The 14680-nt window shown below is 70.7% G+C and carries 11 protein-coding genes and 1 tRNA gene; 2 read left to right on the top strand and 10 right to left on the bottom strand.

Annotated features, from left to right (window positions below; all coding sequences use genetic code 11):
- Positions 1-111 precede the first annotated feature (111 nt).
- Entirely contained in the window at positions 112-2658 is a 2547-nt protein-coding gene (locus AB0B94_RS12575) for an FtsX-like permease family protein (protein ID WP_357276739.1), read from the top strand.
- On the opposite strand, the gene AB0B94_RS12570 is transcribed toward AB0B94_RS12575, so the two are convergent.
- Together AB0B94_RS12570 and AB0B94_RS12565 are read right to left on the bottom strand one after the other, a co-directional pair.
- A complete protein-coding gene (locus tag AB0B94_RS12570; RefSeq protein ID WP_357274886.1) occupies positions 2635-3333 on the bottom strand; it encodes a response regulator transcription factor in 699 nt (232 codons plus the stop codon). The genes AB0B94_RS12575 and AB0B94_RS12570 overlap by 24 nt on opposite strands.
- Positions 3334-3373: 40 nt before the next feature.
- The gene (locus tag AB0B94_RS12565) at positions 3374-4972 is read right to left on the bottom strand and encodes a histidine kinase (protein WP_357274877.1); all 1599 of its coding nucleotides are present in this window, start codon (positions 4970-4972) and stop codon (positions 3374-3376) included.
- 368 nt (positions 4973-5340) lie between these two features.
- Between AB0B94_RS12565 and AB0B94_RS12560 the strand changes: the two genes are divergently transcribed.
- Positions 5341-6264 carry an alpha/beta hydrolase gene (locus AB0B94_RS12560; RefSeq protein WP_357274868.1) on the top strand — a complete coding sequence of 308 codons (924 nt, stop codon included), beginning with the start codon at positions 5341-5343 and terminating at the stop codon, positions 6262-6264.
- Between the two features lie 825 nt (positions 6265-7089).
- Here the strand turns inward: AB0B94_RS12560 and AB0B94_RS12555 are convergent.
- From AB0B94_RS12555 to AB0B94_RS12520, 8 genes are all read right to left on the bottom strand, one after another.
- A tRNA-Pro gene (locus AB0B94_RS12555) sits at positions 7090-7163 on the bottom strand.
- 215 nt (positions 7164-7378) lie between these two features.
- Positions 7379-8785 (bottom strand): ribosome biogenesis GTPase Der, encoded by a 1407-nt coding sequence (gene der / locus AB0B94_RS12550; protein WP_357274859.1) that lies wholly within the window; start codon positions 8783-8785, stop codon positions 7379-7381.
- A complete protein-coding gene (cmk, locus tag AB0B94_RS12545; protein WP_357274851.1) occupies positions 8782-9516 on the bottom strand; it encodes a (d)CMP kinase in 735 nt (244 codons plus the stop codon). The genes der and cmk overlap by 4 nt, the downstream gene beginning before the upstream one ends.
- 195 nt (positions 9517-9711) lie before the next feature.
- The gene (locus AB0B94_RS12540; protein WP_238659881.1) at positions 9712-10482 is read right to left on the bottom strand and encodes a pseudouridine synthase; all 771 of its coding nucleotides are present in this window, start codon (positions 10480-10482) and stop codon (positions 9712-9714) included.
- On the bottom strand, positions 10469-11599 hold the full coding sequence (gene scpB, locus AB0B94_RS12535; protein WP_357274839.1) for an SMC-Scp complex subunit ScpB: 1131 nt from the start codon (positions 11597-11599) through the stop codon (positions 10469-10471). Before scpB ends, AB0B94_RS12540 begins: the two co-directional genes overlap by 14 nt.
- Positions 11592-12560: a segregation/condensation protein A gene (locus AB0B94_RS12530; protein ID WP_357274824.1), complete on the bottom strand. Its 969-nt coding sequence runs from the start codon at positions 12558-12560 to the stop codon at positions 11592-11594. Before AB0B94_RS12530 ends, scpB begins: the two co-directional genes overlap by 8 nt.
- Before the next feature lie 41 nt (positions 12561-12601).
- Complete coding sequence (locus tag AB0B94_RS12525) at positions 12602-13525, bottom strand: AAA family ATPase (RefSeq protein ID WP_124862901.1); 924 nt, start codon at positions 13523-13525, stop codon at positions 12602-12604.
- 179 nt (positions 13526-13704) lie between these two features.
- A complete protein-coding gene (locus AB0B94_RS12520; protein WP_357274809.1) occupies positions 13705-14670 on the bottom strand; it encodes a site-specific tyrosine recombinase XerD in 966 nt (321 codons plus the stop codon).
- Positions 14671-14680: the final 10 nt, after the last annotated feature.

The raw sequence follows: 14680 nt of genomic DNA, 5'->3' as shown, positions 1-14680 counted from the left end.
AGTGTCGACGCGGCGCTCACGGTGCGCGCATACGTTGAAGCCGCGTAGGTCGGGCCGGGCCGATCGGGACGCACATCGATGACACCTCGACCGGACGGCGGTAGTCGACTGATGTTTCGGGCCACCCTGAAGAGCCTGCTGAGCCGCAAGCTGCGGCTGACCATGTCGGCGATGGCGGTCGTCCTCGGGGTCACGTTCGTCTCCGGAGCGTTGGTTCTCACCGACACGCTGGGCCGCTCCTTCGACTCGATGTTCTCCTCGGTGTACTCGGACACCGACGTGGGCGTGAACGGCGCGGCGAAGGTGGAGGTCTCCGAGGTCGACGGCGGTGGGGCACCGACGAGTGTGCCGGCGTCGCTCATCGACACCGTCGCGGCGGTGCCCGGCGTCGCGACGGTGACCGGCGTCGTCTCGGTCGACGGCGTCCGGGTCGTCGGCGGCGACGGCAAGGTCATCCCGTCGGTCGGGGCCCCGCGGGTCGGCGAGAGCTGGACCGGCGAGAGCGCACTGATCCGGTTGCGGGAGGGCCGAGGGCCCAGCGCGCCGGACGAGGTCGCCATCAACGCCTCCCTCGCCGACGTCGGTGACTTCGCGGTGGGCGACTCGATCGACGTGCTGACCCTGGAGCCGCGCCGCTCCTTCGAGTTGGTTGGCATCTTCGGCTACAGCGGCGACCGGGACACCCTCGGCGGCACCATGTCCGTCGCCTTCACCGAGCCGGTCGCGCAGCGCCTGATGCTCGGCAGCGCCGGCGTCTTCAGCCGCCTGAACGTCCGGGCCGTAGACGGTGTCGAGCCGGCTGACCTGCGGGACCGGGTGCGCCAGGTGATCGGCGGCGGGTACGAGGCCAAGACCGGCACGGAGCTTGCCGACGAAGCTGCCGCCGGCTTCCGCGACGGGTTGGCGTTCTTCAGTCAGATCCTGCTCGGCTTCGCCGCGGTAGCGCTCTTCGTCGGCATCTTCCTGATCCTCAACACGTTCTCGATCATCGCGGCCCAACGCACCCGGGAGATGGCCCTGCTGCGCTCGATCGGCGCCAGCCGTCGGCAGGTGATGTTCTCGGTGTTGGGGGAGGCGACGGTCATCGGCCTGATCGCCGCGGTGCTCGGCCTGGCCTGCGGGGTCGGTGCCGGCGCCGGGCTCGCGTACCTGGTCAGCCGGTACAGCGGCGGCCTGACCCTGGCCGGGCTGAGCGTGCCGCCGGCGGCGGTCGTCGCGGCCTTCGGAGTCGGCGTCGTGGTGACCGTGGTCGCCGCGGTCGTGCCGGCACTGCGAGCCTCCCGCGTACCGCCGATCGCCGCGATGCGGGACGCCGCCGGGCCGGACCGGCCGCTGACCCGGCTGACGACGGTCGGCGCCGTGATCACCGGGGTCGGTGCGGTGCTCCTGGTGCTGGGCCTCACCGCCGTGGTGCCCGGTGCGATGGTCGCCGTGCTCTTCGGGGTGCTCGCCTCGTTCGTCGGGGTCTCGCTGCTCACGCCCGTGCTCAGCCGGCCCGCGGTTGCCCTGCTCGGACGGGCGTTCGCCGGCAGCCTCCCCGGCAAGTTGGGCCGGCTCAACGCCGGTCGGAACCCGCGCCGTACCGCAATCACGTCGGCCGCGCTCATGGTGGGCATCGCCCTGATCACCGCGGTCAGCGTGGTCCTCGGTTCGGCGTCGGAGAGCATCCGTGGCCTGGCATCCGGGCAACTGCGCGCCGACCTCGTGGTGCGTGGCGAACAGACCGGACTGCAACAACCGGGCGTACGTCCCGAGGTGTTCGACGAGATGGCGAAGCTGCCCGGGGTGAGCGCGGCGGCCGCGGTCTACCGCGACCAGGCACTCGTCAACGGCGATCAGCGGTACGTGACCGTCATCAACGACCTGGGCTCACTGACCGAGGTCTTCTCTCTGCGCCCGGTGCAGGGCGATCCGCGGACGCTCGGGCCGGGCGACATCGTCATCGACCAGGATCACGCCGCCGACATGGGGCTGTCGCTGGGCAGCCCGGTAACCATCCAGTTCGCCAAGGGGCAGCAGCTGACCTACACGGTCACCGCCATCTACCCGGAATCCGACCTCCCCGGTGGGATGGCCCTGCCGAAGGACGCCGCGCAGTATCTCAGCGCCCCGACAATCTCCCTCGGATACGTGCAACTCGCCGACGAGGTGCCGGTCGGTCAGGTCAAGCCGCGGATCGAGGCGCTTCTCGCCGACGATCCGGAGGTCTCGGTGATGGATTTGTCCAGCTTCGCCGACCAGCAGACCGAGTCGCTCGACCAGATCCGGTTGATGATCCAACTGTTGCTCGGTCTTGCCATCTTCATCGCGATCCTGGGTGTGGTGAACACGCTCGCTCTGTCGGTCATCGAGCGGGTGAGGGAGATCGGCCTGCTGCGGGCGGTCGGCCTGAACCGGACCCAGACAATCAAGATGATCATGGTGGAAGCGGTGATCATCTCGCTCTTCGGCGCGCTGCTCGGCGTGACCGTCGGAGGCGGACTTGGCGCTGCCGCGGCGCAGGGTCTCGAGGAGCAGGGCATCAACGAACTCGTCGTGCCATGGGGGCAGATGGCGATCTACGTCGCCGGAGCCGGCGTGGCCGGTGTCTTCGCGGCGGTCCTGCCCGCGCTGCGCGCTGTTCGGACCAACGTCCTAAGCGCCATCGCCACGCCATAGCGGGCCGGACCGCTGATCAGTGCTCGTGCCGACCAACCCCGCCTCGTAGGCGAGGATCGCCGCCTGCACGCGGTTCTTGACGTTCAGCCGGAGCAGGATCGTGCTGACGTAGGCCTTGATCGTGCCTTCGGTGAGCCCGATCCGTTCGGCGATCTCGCTGTTGGACAACCCTGTGACGAGGAGGGTGAGGACCTGGGCCTCGCGCTGGGTGAGGCCGCCGATCCGCTCGCGGGCGGCGATCCCGCGAGCCATCCGCCCGCCGGCGACCTCGGTGATCAGCCGTTCCACGACCTTCGGGGCGAGGTGCGTCTGACCCTTGGCCAGCGCGCGGACGCCGGCGATGAGGTCACGAGGGTCGGCGGCCTTGAGGAGGAAGCCCGGGACACCCTCGTCCAACGCCCGGGCGACGAGGTCGTCCTCGGAGAACGTGGTCAGCAGGCCCACCCTGGTCTCCGGCACGTCGTCACGCAGCAGGGCAGCCGTGGCCAGCCCGTCGAGACAGGGCATCCGGATGTCCAGCAGAGCCACCGTGGGCCGGTGGAGACGGGCGAGCTCAACGGCGACCTGCCCGTTCTGCGCCTCGGCAACGACCCGGATGTCGGCCTGCGTGGACAGGATCGCCTTGACGCCGGACCGGACCATCAACTCGTCGTCGGCCAGCAGGACCGTGATCACAGGGGCTCCTCGCTCGTCTCTCGAGGATCCACCACCAGAGTCATGACCGGGTGAGCCTGTCCACGGTAACCAGGGTGTCGCCCGTGAAGCAGAGCCGGAACATGTCACTGGAGATGACCAGGGGATTGCGGTCGGTCAGATAGTACTCACAGTGCGCGTCGGCAGGCACCGGCGGCTCGATCAGCACCGGAGGGGCACTACTGATGCTGCGCCGGGGCAGCGATCCGGCGAACTCGTCACGGTGCTGCCCCACCCTCAGTCGGTCGAAGTGCGCCGGGTCGAGCGCGGTGTTGGCGACCGTGAGCAGGTGGTAGCCGAGCAGGACGGCCCCGAGCGCACCGACGGCGGCGGCGGGCAGCCAGGCGGCGGACAGCAGCCTGCGCCGCATGTGCCATTCCGCCTCGGGCAGCCCAGGCGGCGGTCCGGCCGTCAGGACCGCGTGGTCCGCAAACATCCGATCACCGATTGCCTCGGTTGCGCTCCGGCGGGTCGACGCGGGCCGCGCGCCGATCGGCAGCCGGGCGCTGATCTCGAAGACGCCGTCCTTCGGCCCTGCGCTCACCGTACCGCCGGCCAGGCGGAGCCGCTCGTAGAGGCCGATCAGGCCCTGGCCGGAATACGGACCGGCGACCAGCGCCGAGGTCGCCGGCAGTGGATTGGTGACCATCACCGTCAACTCGGCGGCCGTGCGGTGGAGTCGGATGGACACCGGGAGCCCGGCCGCATGACGGGTGGCGTTCGTGACCGCCTCCTGCGCCACCCGGTGCAGCGCGTGCGCAGCCATCGGCGTGAGCCCAAAGCCACACGGGTCGCTCGCGATGGCGCTGGTGGCACCGCCGACCAAGCCCGTGGTCTCGTCGGTCTCGCTGAGCGAGATCGAGACTCCGAGATCACCCGCTCGGGCGACGAGGTCGGCGACGGTGGGGACCGCAGCGTCGGTTGCCACCTCGTCCCCATCCCGAAGCATGGTGGTGATTTCCTGCAGGTGATCGGTGGCGGCCACGGCCGTGGCCCGCAACTCGGCGGCGGCACGGCGCTGCCGCTCGTCCAGGCCGTCGTCGAGTTCGAACACGCCCGCCCGAAGCGCGATGAGACTCAGCTCGTGGCCGAGAGAGTCGTGCATCTCCCCGGCGATCCGGGCTCGCTCGCGGGTACGCGCCTGGGCCGTGCGAATCCGCTGCTCACGGTGCAGCTGGCGGGCGCGTTCCCACCCGGCGTACGCGAGGTCAGCCCGCAATCGCCGGTAACGCCCCACCAGCCAGGGCACAGCGGCAGCGCCGAGCACGGTGAGCGCCATGCTCAGCCAACGGCTCAGCGTCCCGGCCAAGAGGGTGATCAGCAGACCGACGGCCAGTGCGCCGGTCAGCCCCACCAGGGCGCGGCGATGGTCGACCGACCGGCGCCCGACCAGGTAGCCGATAATGATCATGAGGGCGATCGGCCACTCCGGCAAGCCGTCGGCCTCCACCAGGTACGAGGTGCCGGACAGGGCGGCGAGGGTGAGTGACCACGCCGGCCGGATCCGGGACAGGGTGACCGCGCCGACGATGAGGAACGGCGCCGTCACGTATTCCCAGGGGCGGGAGGCGAGGCTCTTCGCGTCCGCGCCCAGCACACCGAGCAGGCAAACGTGGAGCACGGTGTCGACGGTCCGTGGACTGGTGCGGAGACGATGCGCGACCATGCGGACCCTGCTCGTCGCTCGGCTGCTGCGCGGGCGCGGTTCGTCCACACCATCGATGCTACAAAGGCCGCTCGCACGGGGCCGCAGCGCGCGACCCGGTTGCGACGCGCCACGGGCGCCGTGGTGATCTGCGGTGAGCCGACCGACGGGCGGATCCCCGGCGGAACTCGAGGTTGACGGTCGACGTTTGACCGAGCGTCCCTGGTCAAGGCATTGCGCGTGAGGGGGTGAACCCATGGATCAGGGCGCGCCGGTTTCCCCTGCTTCTTGGCCAGCGCGGCGAGCGGGAATCCGATCTGTGGCGGGACGGAATACTGATGCTCATGGCTGACGAGGTCGAGCGACGCGAGGTGGCATTTCCCAGCGGCAAGGTGCTCCTGGCCGGCACAGTGACCGTTCCGCCCGGTGCCGTGCGCTGCCCTGCGGTTGTCATGATCGGCGGTTCCGGCCCGGCTGACCGCGACAACGATGTGCTGTTCCCGCCGATCCGCCAGCACCTGAACACCGCAGGCTTCGCGGTGTTGTCCTACGACAAGCGCGGTGTCGGCGGATCGTCTGGTGACTGGCTCGCCGGCACAATGGACGACCTGGCCCTCGATGCCGTTGCGGCGGTGCGCTTTCTACGCACCGCTCCCGCCGTCGATCCGGACGCGGTGGGCTTGTTCGGGCACAGCGAGGGCGGTTGGACCGCGTTGCGGGCCGCCACTTTCGGAGCCGAGGTGGCGTTCGTGATCACGAATGGCACACCGAGCGTGACCCCGGCGGAGCAGGACCGCTACGCGGTGGTGAACGAGTTGCGCACCCAGCTGCCAGCAGCAGACGCCGAGGCGGCACTCGCCTTCTACGACCGCTTGGGCACGCTCGTTCAGCAGGGGGCGACATTTGCCAAAGCGGACGCGCTCGTTCAGGAGAGTGCCCCGCCCGCGCTGGCGGCGTTCTGGGCCGACGTCGACGAACGGCTGTGGGAGTTCATGAAAGGCAAGCAGAACCACGACGCGATCCCGGACGTTGTCGGGCTCCGCTGCCCGCTGCTGGCGATGTTCGGCGGCACCGACCGCGTTGTGCCAGTGGCGGACAGCGTTCGCGGCTTCGCCGATGCGGTCGGGCGGCCCGACCGCATCCCCGCGGCAACCCTGACGATCGAGGTGTTCCCGGGCGGCAATCATCGGGTGCAGCTACCAGACGGCTCGTTCGCGGCCGGCTACCTGACCACACTCGTCCGCTGGATCCGAGCCGCATCCGGCTAGCAAACTCGCACGGCGAGATTAGCTCGACTCGGACTCGCGCCGTAGCAGAGTTCGCCCGCCCACTACCTGAGCTCGGGGCCAACACGACCGCGACGAAGCGAGGCGGCCTTGCGGAACCTAGTGCATAAAAACTGCAAAGTCGATCTCTAGCGCCGCAGGTCAAGAGGTCTGCTCCCCGCGCACGCGGGGTGATCCCAGCTACCCCATGAACCCACGGGATCCGAGCTACTGCTCCCCGCCCGTGCGGGAAAAATCTGTCCTAGTTGGTCACGTCGGCGCACAGGCGCTATTGCTCCCCGCGCTGTCACCTGGACGCCTGCGCGGACTACTTACCTGCGGCATGCAGCGCCACCGAGGCCGGCTTAACAGCTACCGGGCCACCGTGGTCGAGCGATCGGCCGGCGGGCGCGGGACAGCCCAGTCGTGATAGCGATCGATCGGACTCGCTCAGGGGCTACTCAACGCCAAGCAGCTTGCGGATCGCATGAACAGGCACCAGGTATCGCCGGTCGACCCGCAGAAGGTGCACCGGAGGTCTGCTCCGCCATAGGCGGCTCGGGCGTCCTGCTCCGCCTTCAGGGCAGCGGCCTGATTGGGAACCCCTGCCGCTTGTGCTGGCGGCGCCGCCCGTTCGCGTCGGGCGGGAGGTCGATGATGAAAACCAGCGGGTCTGGCCGTTGGCGAGGTGGGAGTTGTAGACAGCCATGAGGCTGCACCTCCGCGGTAACGGGATCGAGGGATGCAACCCACGTTAGGCGATCTCCGTTACCGCCAGCGTTACCGGAAGATCAAAAATGATCTTCGATATCCGCTGGTGAATACCAGTCGGGACGGCCGGATTCGAACCGACGACCCCTTGACCCCCAGTCAAGTGCGCTACCAAGCTGCGCCACGTCCCGCCCCCGCGTGGTTTCCCCGCGGCAGCCGGTACAGCTTAGCGCAGCAGCTCGGAGTCGTCCGCACAGGCCCCACCGGCACCGCGATGTAGCCGAACCACCCCGTAAAGAGCCACCGCACAACCCCTAGAGCGTCCTAGGAGGGTGGGGTTGGGTAGGTAGGGAAATGCCGGATGGGCGATGTTGCCCATCCGGCATTTCGGCAGAACTGGACCGGGTCAGCCGTGTGCCTTGCCTCGGCCGCCGGGGCCGAGCTTCTTGCGCGGGCGGACCGAGATCTCGATCGGGCTGCCCTCGTACCCGAATTCCTCGCGGAGCTTGCGCTCGACGAAGCGCTGGTAACCGGCGTCGAGCGGGCCCGTGGTGAAGAGCACGAACCGTGGCGGTGCCACACCGGCCTGCGTCGCGAACAGGATCCGCGGCGCCCGCCCACCACGCACCGGGTGCGGGGTGGCCTGCACCAGCGCGGTCAGCCACTGGTTGAGGTGCGCGGTCGGCACCCGGGTTTCCCAGCTGGCCAGCGCCTTGTTCAGGGCCGGGGCCAGCTTGTCCACGGCACGGCCGGTCATCGCCGACAGGTTCAGCCGGATCGCCCAGGGGATGCGGCGCAGCTCCCGGTCGATCTCCTTGTCCAGGTAGTACCGACGGTCGGCGTCGACAAGGTCCCACTTGTTGAACGCGATGACCAGCGCCCGGCCCGACTCGGTCACCATCGACAGGATCCGCTGGTCCTGCTCGCTGATCGGCTCGCTGGAGTCCAGCAGCACCACTGCCACCTCGGCGGCCTCGATCGCGCCGGCGGTACGCAGGCTGGCATAGTACTCGGTGCCGCTGGCCTTGCCGACCCGCTTGCGCAGCCCGGCCGTGTCGACCAGCTGCCAGGTCTGACCGCCGATCTCGACCAGGCTGTCCACCGGGTCCACAGTGGTGCCCGCCACCGAGTCGACGACCGCCCGCTCCTCCCCGGAGAACCGGTTGAGCAGGCTGGACTTGCCGACGTTCGGCCGCCCGACCAGCGCCACCCGGCGCGGCCCCCGCGGACGGTTCTCCACGATCGCCGGTGCCTCCGGCAGCGCGGCGAGGATGGCGTCCAGCAGGTCGCCGGAACCGCGTCCGTGCAGTGCGGACACCGGGAACGGCTCACCGAGGCCGAGCGACCACAGCGAGGTGGCCTCCATCTCGATGGAGTTGTTGTCGGCCTTGTTGGCCACCAGGATCACCGGCTTGGCGCTGCGCCGCAGCATCTTCACCGCGGCCTCGTCCACGTCGGTGGAGCCCACCATCGCGTCGACAACGAAGAGCACCACGTCGGCGGTGACGACGGCCGTCTCGGCCTGCGCCGCGATGGCCGCGGCCCGGTCCTTGGCGTCCGGTTCCCAACCGCCGGTGTCCACCACAGTGAACGCCCGGCCGTTCCACTGCGCGTCGTACGGCACCCGGTCGCGGGTCACGCCGGGGACGTCCTCGACGACCGCCTGCCGGCGGCCGATGATCCGGTTGACAAGCGTCGACTTGCCCACGTTGGGGCGGCCGACCACGGCCACCACCGGCTGCGGGCCGCTCGGTTCCTCGAGGGCGACCTCGGGCTCACGCAGCTCGACCCACCCGCCGCCATCGCTGCTCATGCCGCTCCTCCGCTTCGCTCCGGACCGTCATGAGACACGACAGCACGGCTCATCGCCACGCCCCGCTCGGTGAGCAGGTCGCGCATCCGCGCCACGACCTCGTCGATGCCCAGCTCGGTGGTGTCCAGCACCACCGCGTCGGGCGCCTGGGCCAGCGGGTTGACCTTGCGGGTCGAGTCGAGACGGTCCCGCCGGGCCAGATCGGCGGCAGTGGCCGCCACGTCGGCGGCGTCCTCGGCGCTGCGCCGGGCGGCACGGGCCGCCTCGGAGGCGGTCAGGAAGACCTTCAGGTCGGCGTCCGGCGCCACGACAGAGCCGATGTCACGACCCTCGACCACCATCCGACCAGCGTTGGCGATCATCTCGCGCTGCCGGGTGACGAGCAGCTCGCGAACCGCCGGCACGGCGGCGACGGCGGAGACCGCGCCGGTCACCTCGGTGCCGCGGATCTGCGCGTCCACGCCCACACCGTCGACTGTCACGGCGTACCCCTGCGGGTGGGTGCCGATGCGCAGATCGACCTCGCCGGCGACCTTGGCCACCGACGCGGCGTCGGTGAGGTCCACGCCGGAGCGCAGCACGGCCCACGTGATCGCCCGGTACATCGCCCCGGTGTCCAGGTAGCGCGCACCGATGCTCGCGGCGAGCCGCCGCGACACGGTGGACTTCCCCGAACCGGACGGCCCGTCCACAGCGACCACACATCGCCCGGCCCGTACGTTTTCCTCCACCGTGTCCTCCTCAGCCCGTACCTCACGGATCGCCCGGTGAGCTGGCGCCGCAAGCGGTTGGTCAATCGTCATCAATCATGCCCGGGTCCATCAGCGGACCCGCGCGCGACGCCGCCGGAGGCGACCCACGCCACCCGGCGGCCGCGTCCCGGCCATCGGTGGAGCCTACCGGCTGCCGTACCCCGAACTCGGGGGTCAGTCACCCACCGCGTTGAACAGGGCGGCGACCTCGGCGTTTGTCAACCGCCGGATCCGCCCGGTCCGCAGTTCACCCAGCCGGATTGGACCGATCGAGGTACGCACCAGCCGGGTGACCGGGTGTCCGACCTCCTCCATCAGCCGTCGGACGATGTGCTTGCGGCCCTCGTGCAGGCTCAGCTCCACCTGGGCGCTTTTACCCAGAGTGTCCACCACCTTGAACGAGTCGACCTTCACCGGCCCGTCCTCCAGCTCGACGCCGGCCAACAGCCGCTTGCTCAGGTTGCGCGGGATCGGCCCGACCACCTCGGCGAGATAGGTCTTCAGCACCTCGTACGAGGGGTGCATGAGCTTGTGCGCGAGGGTGCCGTCGTTGGTGAGCAGCAGCAGGCCCTCACTGTCCGCGTCGAGCCGCCCCACGTGGTAGACCCGCTGCTCCACCCGGTTGCCGATGAACTCGGCCAGCTCGTTGCGCCCCTTGTCGTCCGCCATGGAGGTAACCACCCCGCGCGGCTTGTTCATCGCCACGTAGACCAGGCGAATGTCGACCTGGAGGCGCTCCCCGTCCACGTGGATCACGGAGGTGGCCGGGTCGACCTTGTCGCCGAGCTTGGCGACCCGCCCGTCCACGGTGACCCGGCGACGGAAGATCAGATCCTCGCAGGCACGCCGGGAACCCACGCCGGCGGCGGCGAGCACCTTCTGCAGGCGCTCAGCCCCCTCGTAGACGGGGGCGTCGGGTTTGGGGGAACGGTTATCGGGTCGCATCAGCAAGCTCTTCTACGTCGTCGGGCAGGAAGGGTGCGAGGGGCGGCAGCTCGTCGACGGTGTTCAGCCCGAGCTTCTCCAGGAACAACGTGGTGGTCCGGTAGAGGAACGCCCCGCTGTCCGTTTCGGTGCCGCACTCCTCGATGAGGCCACGGGTGACCAGCGTACGGATGACCCCGTCGCAGTTCACACCCCGGATGGCTGAGATTCGCGAACGGGTCACCGGCTGCTTGTACGCAACCACGGCGAGCGTCTCCAGCGCCGCCTGGGTCAGCCGCACGGACTGCCCGTCCAACACGAACCGCTCAACGTACGTAGCGTATTCCGGCCGGGTGTACAGCCGCCACCCGCCGGCCGCCCGGCGCAGCTCGAACCCGTGCCCGGCCGCTGTGTAACCGGCGGCGATCTCGTCGAGCATCGGTCCGACCCGCTCGGCGGGCTGCTCCAGCACCTGGGCCAGCACCAGCTCGCTGACCGGCTCGTCGACGACCAGCAGGATCGCCTCCAACGCGCCGCGCAGCTCCGGGTCGGACAGCTCGGGCGCGGGCTCCGCGGCGACGGTCGCCCGCCGCCGCCCCGCCAGCTGCCGCCGGGGTACGCCCCCAGCGCCCCCCGGCTCCCCCACCGTGTCGTCGGTCACCGCACCGAGGTCCGGTCCCGCAGGGCCCACCTCGTTTGCGGCCGTCTCACCGCGATCTGGCTCACCCGGGCCCGCCTCGTCCGAGGCCACCTCAAGGGGATCAGGCCCAGCCGCGGCCACCTCAAGGGGATCGGGCCCAGCCGCGGCCACCTCGACAGGGCCTGGTCCACCCGGGCCCGCGTCGTCTGGGCCCGGCCCATCCGGGTCAACTTGCGCAGAACCCGACGCGACCATGTCCGCCTCAGCGGAATCGGTGGCCGCGTCGATTTCCGGTCGGCGCGCCGCCGCTTCGGGCAGTGCCTCGGCCGACGCGGCCCGATCGGTGGTCGGCTCGGCCAGCTCCTCGGCCTCGGGTGCCGCGGCCGAGTCGTCCGGCTCCGTGGGGGTGTCGGCGGCGGGCGGTCGGGGGCGGTCCCACGGGGGGACCCAGGCGGCGGCCTGATCGGCCAGCGAGTCCCGACGTTGCTCGTCACTCATCCCGCGCACCCTCCGTCGTTCCCGTCCCGTCCGACCCGCCGGCCTCCCCCGCCGGCTCAGGCGCAGCCCCCTCCGGCTCAGGCCCAGCCGGCTCCGGGTCGGTCGGGGTGCCGGCGTACTCGTCGACGTGCAGGTCGGTGTCGCCGTCGACCGGGCCGGTCCAGCGCACTGTCAACTCCTCCAGGGCCTGCTCCTGCACGAACGACACCAGGCCCTCCCGGTACAGCTCCAGCAGCGCGAGGAACCGGGCCACCACCTCCAGGGTGGCCTCACAGTCGGCGCAGAGCAGCGAGAACGTGGCGGTGCCGGCCCGGCGCAGCCGGGCGGCGAGGATCGTCGCGTGTTCCCGGACACTGACCCGGACCATGTGCACGTGGGCGATGGAGACCTCCGGCACCGGCTTCGGGGTCATCGCCTTCACGGCAAGCTTCAGCAGCCGCTGGGGGCCGATGCCGAGCACCAGGTCGGGCAGCGCCTCGGCGTAGCGGGCCTCCAGGCTGACGGCGCGCGGATAGCGTCGGCCGCCCACGGCCTCCAGCTCGGCGATGTGCGCCGCCGCCTCCTTGTACGCCTTGTACTGCAACAGCCGGGCGAAGAGCAGGTCCCGTGCCTCCAGCAGGGCGAGGTCGGCCTCGTCCTCCACCTCGGCGGCGGGCAGCAGCCGGGCCGCCTTCAGATCGAGCAGGGTCGCGGCGATCAGCAGGAATTCGCTGGCCTCGTCCAGGTCCCAGTCGTCGCCCATCGCCCTGATGTAGGCGATGAACTCGTCGGTGACCGTGTGCAGGGCCACCTCGGTGACGTCGAGTTTGTGCTTGCCGATCAGTTGCAGCAGCAGGTCGAAGGGGCCGGTGAAGTTGGCCAGCCGGACCGTGAAACCGCTGGCGACCGGGTCGGCCGGCGGCACACCGTCGACCACTGCCGCGTCGGCGGTCTCTGGTGGGTCGAGGGGTGGCGCGGTCACCGGACGACCGTAGTCCACGAGTCGGGCACCGGGTGTTCCGGCTACCGCTCCGACTGGGCGGCGATCACCTCGCGGGCCAGCTGACGGTAGTTACGTGCCCCGGAGGAGGCCGGGTCCATCGTCGTGATGGGGGCACCGGCCACGGTGGACTCGGGGAACTTCACCGTCTTGGTGATGACCGTCTGGTAGACCTTGTCGCCGAACGCCTCCACGACCCGCTGGAGGACCTGGCGGCAGTGCGTGGTGCGGCTGTCGTACATGGTGGCGAGGATGCCTTCGAGCTCCAGGTCAAAGTTGAGTCGCTCGCGCACCTTGTCGATGGTGTCCAGCAGCAGTGCCACACCGCGCAGGCTGAAGAACTCGCATTCGAGGGGGATGAGCACGCCGTGCGCGACGGTCAGCGCGTTGATCGCCAGCAGGCCGAGTGACGGCTGGCAGTCGATCAGGATGTAGTCGTACTCCTTGCGGACCGTGCGCAGGACCCGGGCCAGGGCCATCTCCCGGGCGACCTCGTTGACGAGCTGGATCTCGGCGGCGGAGAGGTCGATGTTGGCCGGCAGCAGGTGCAGCCCCGCCACGTCGGTCTTGATGAGGACGTCCTCGGCGATCACGTCGTCCTGCATGAGCAGGTTGTAGACGGACAGGTCGAGGTTGTGCGGGTTGACGCCCAGCCCCACCGAGAGCGCGCCCTGCGGGTCGAAGTCGACGAGCAGCACCTTGCGGCCATATTCCGCGAGCGCGGCGCCCAGGTTGATGGTGGTGGTGGTCTTACCCACGCCACCCTTCTGGTTGGCCATCGCGATGATGCGCGCGGGGCCGTGCCGGTCGGTGGGCATCGGCTCGGGAATGGGCTTGCGCATCGTGTAGGCAGCCGGGTCCGCAGGACCCAGGTCCGCGCCGAGCGTGGCCTGCTGCTCGCGGAGCTCCGACGTCCAGGTCTCGGCACGGTCACCGTTGCCAGCCATGTGCTCGTTGCCCCCTCCCGACGACCCACCCGGCGTCGGAGCCGTCCGACGTCCTTCGCGGCGCCGCTGCGCACCCCGGTCGTGTCGCTCCAGGAGGTCCGCGCCGATGCCGACTGTACGCCACCGACCAGCAGGGGGTTCGGCACCGGCCCGGCGTGTCGGCGTCGACAGCGACCGGTTCAGCCCTGGGCGCGAGGGTGGGCGGTCGCGTACACCTCGCGCAACCGCTCCACGGTGACCAACGTGTAGACCTGGGTGGTGGTCACCGACGCGTGACCGAGCAGCTCCTGGACCACCCGAACGTCGGCGCCGCCGTCGAGCAGATGGGTGGCGTAGGAATGGCGCAGCGTGTGTGGGGAGACCGCGGCCGGTCCGTCGACGGGCAGCCCGGCCCGGTCGGCGGCGCGGCGCAGGATGCCCCAGGCGCCCTGGCGGGACAGCGCGCCGCCGCGGGCGTTGAGGAACACCGCCGGGGTGCCCCGGCCGGCGGCGGCCAGCCCGGGGCGGGCCCGGACCAGGTAGGCGCGGACGGCGTCGACGGCGTACCCGCCGATGGGCACCAGCCGCACCCGGCCGCCCTTGCCGCGCAGCAGCACAGTGCCGTCGTCGGTGTCGAGGTCGTCCACTGCGGCGCCGACAGCCTCGGAGATGCGCGCGCCGGTGCCGTACAGGAACTCCAGCAGCGCCCGGTCGCGCAGCGCGAGCGGCGCGTCGTCGCCGGTCGCGGTGATCGGGCCGGCGGTCTCCAACAGCCGGACCACGTCGTCGACAGGTAGCGCCCGGGGCAGCCGGCGGGGCGGCGTGGGCGGGCGGACGTCGCGGCTCGGATCGGCGCCGGCCAGGCCCTCGCGCACCGCGAAGCGGTGCAGGCCCCGTACCGCGCTGGCCGCGCGGGCGGCGGAGGAGACCGCCAGCGGTGGGTGCGCGTCGTCACCGGCGCGTAGCCGCGCCAGGTGCGACTCGACGAGGCCGGCGCCGACCGACGCGAGGTCGGTGACGCCGGCATCGGCCAGGGTGGCGAGATAGCGGTCCAGATCCCGGCGGTACGAGGAGAGCGTGTTGGCGGAGAGGCCACGCTCGACGGTCAGGTGGTCGAGGTAACCGCGAACGGCACGGCGCAGCGCCGGCGTGGGTGCTGTGCCCACGCCGGCGGAG

The organism is Micromonospora sp. NPDC048986, from assembly GCF_040649335.1.
Lineage (GTDB): Bacteria > Actinomycetota > Actinomycetes > Mycobacteriales > Micromonosporaceae > Micromonospora > Micromonospora alfalfae.
The sequence above is the reverse complement of the archived record's forward strand: the minus strand, read 5'-3'. Positions and strand labels throughout refer to the sequence as shown.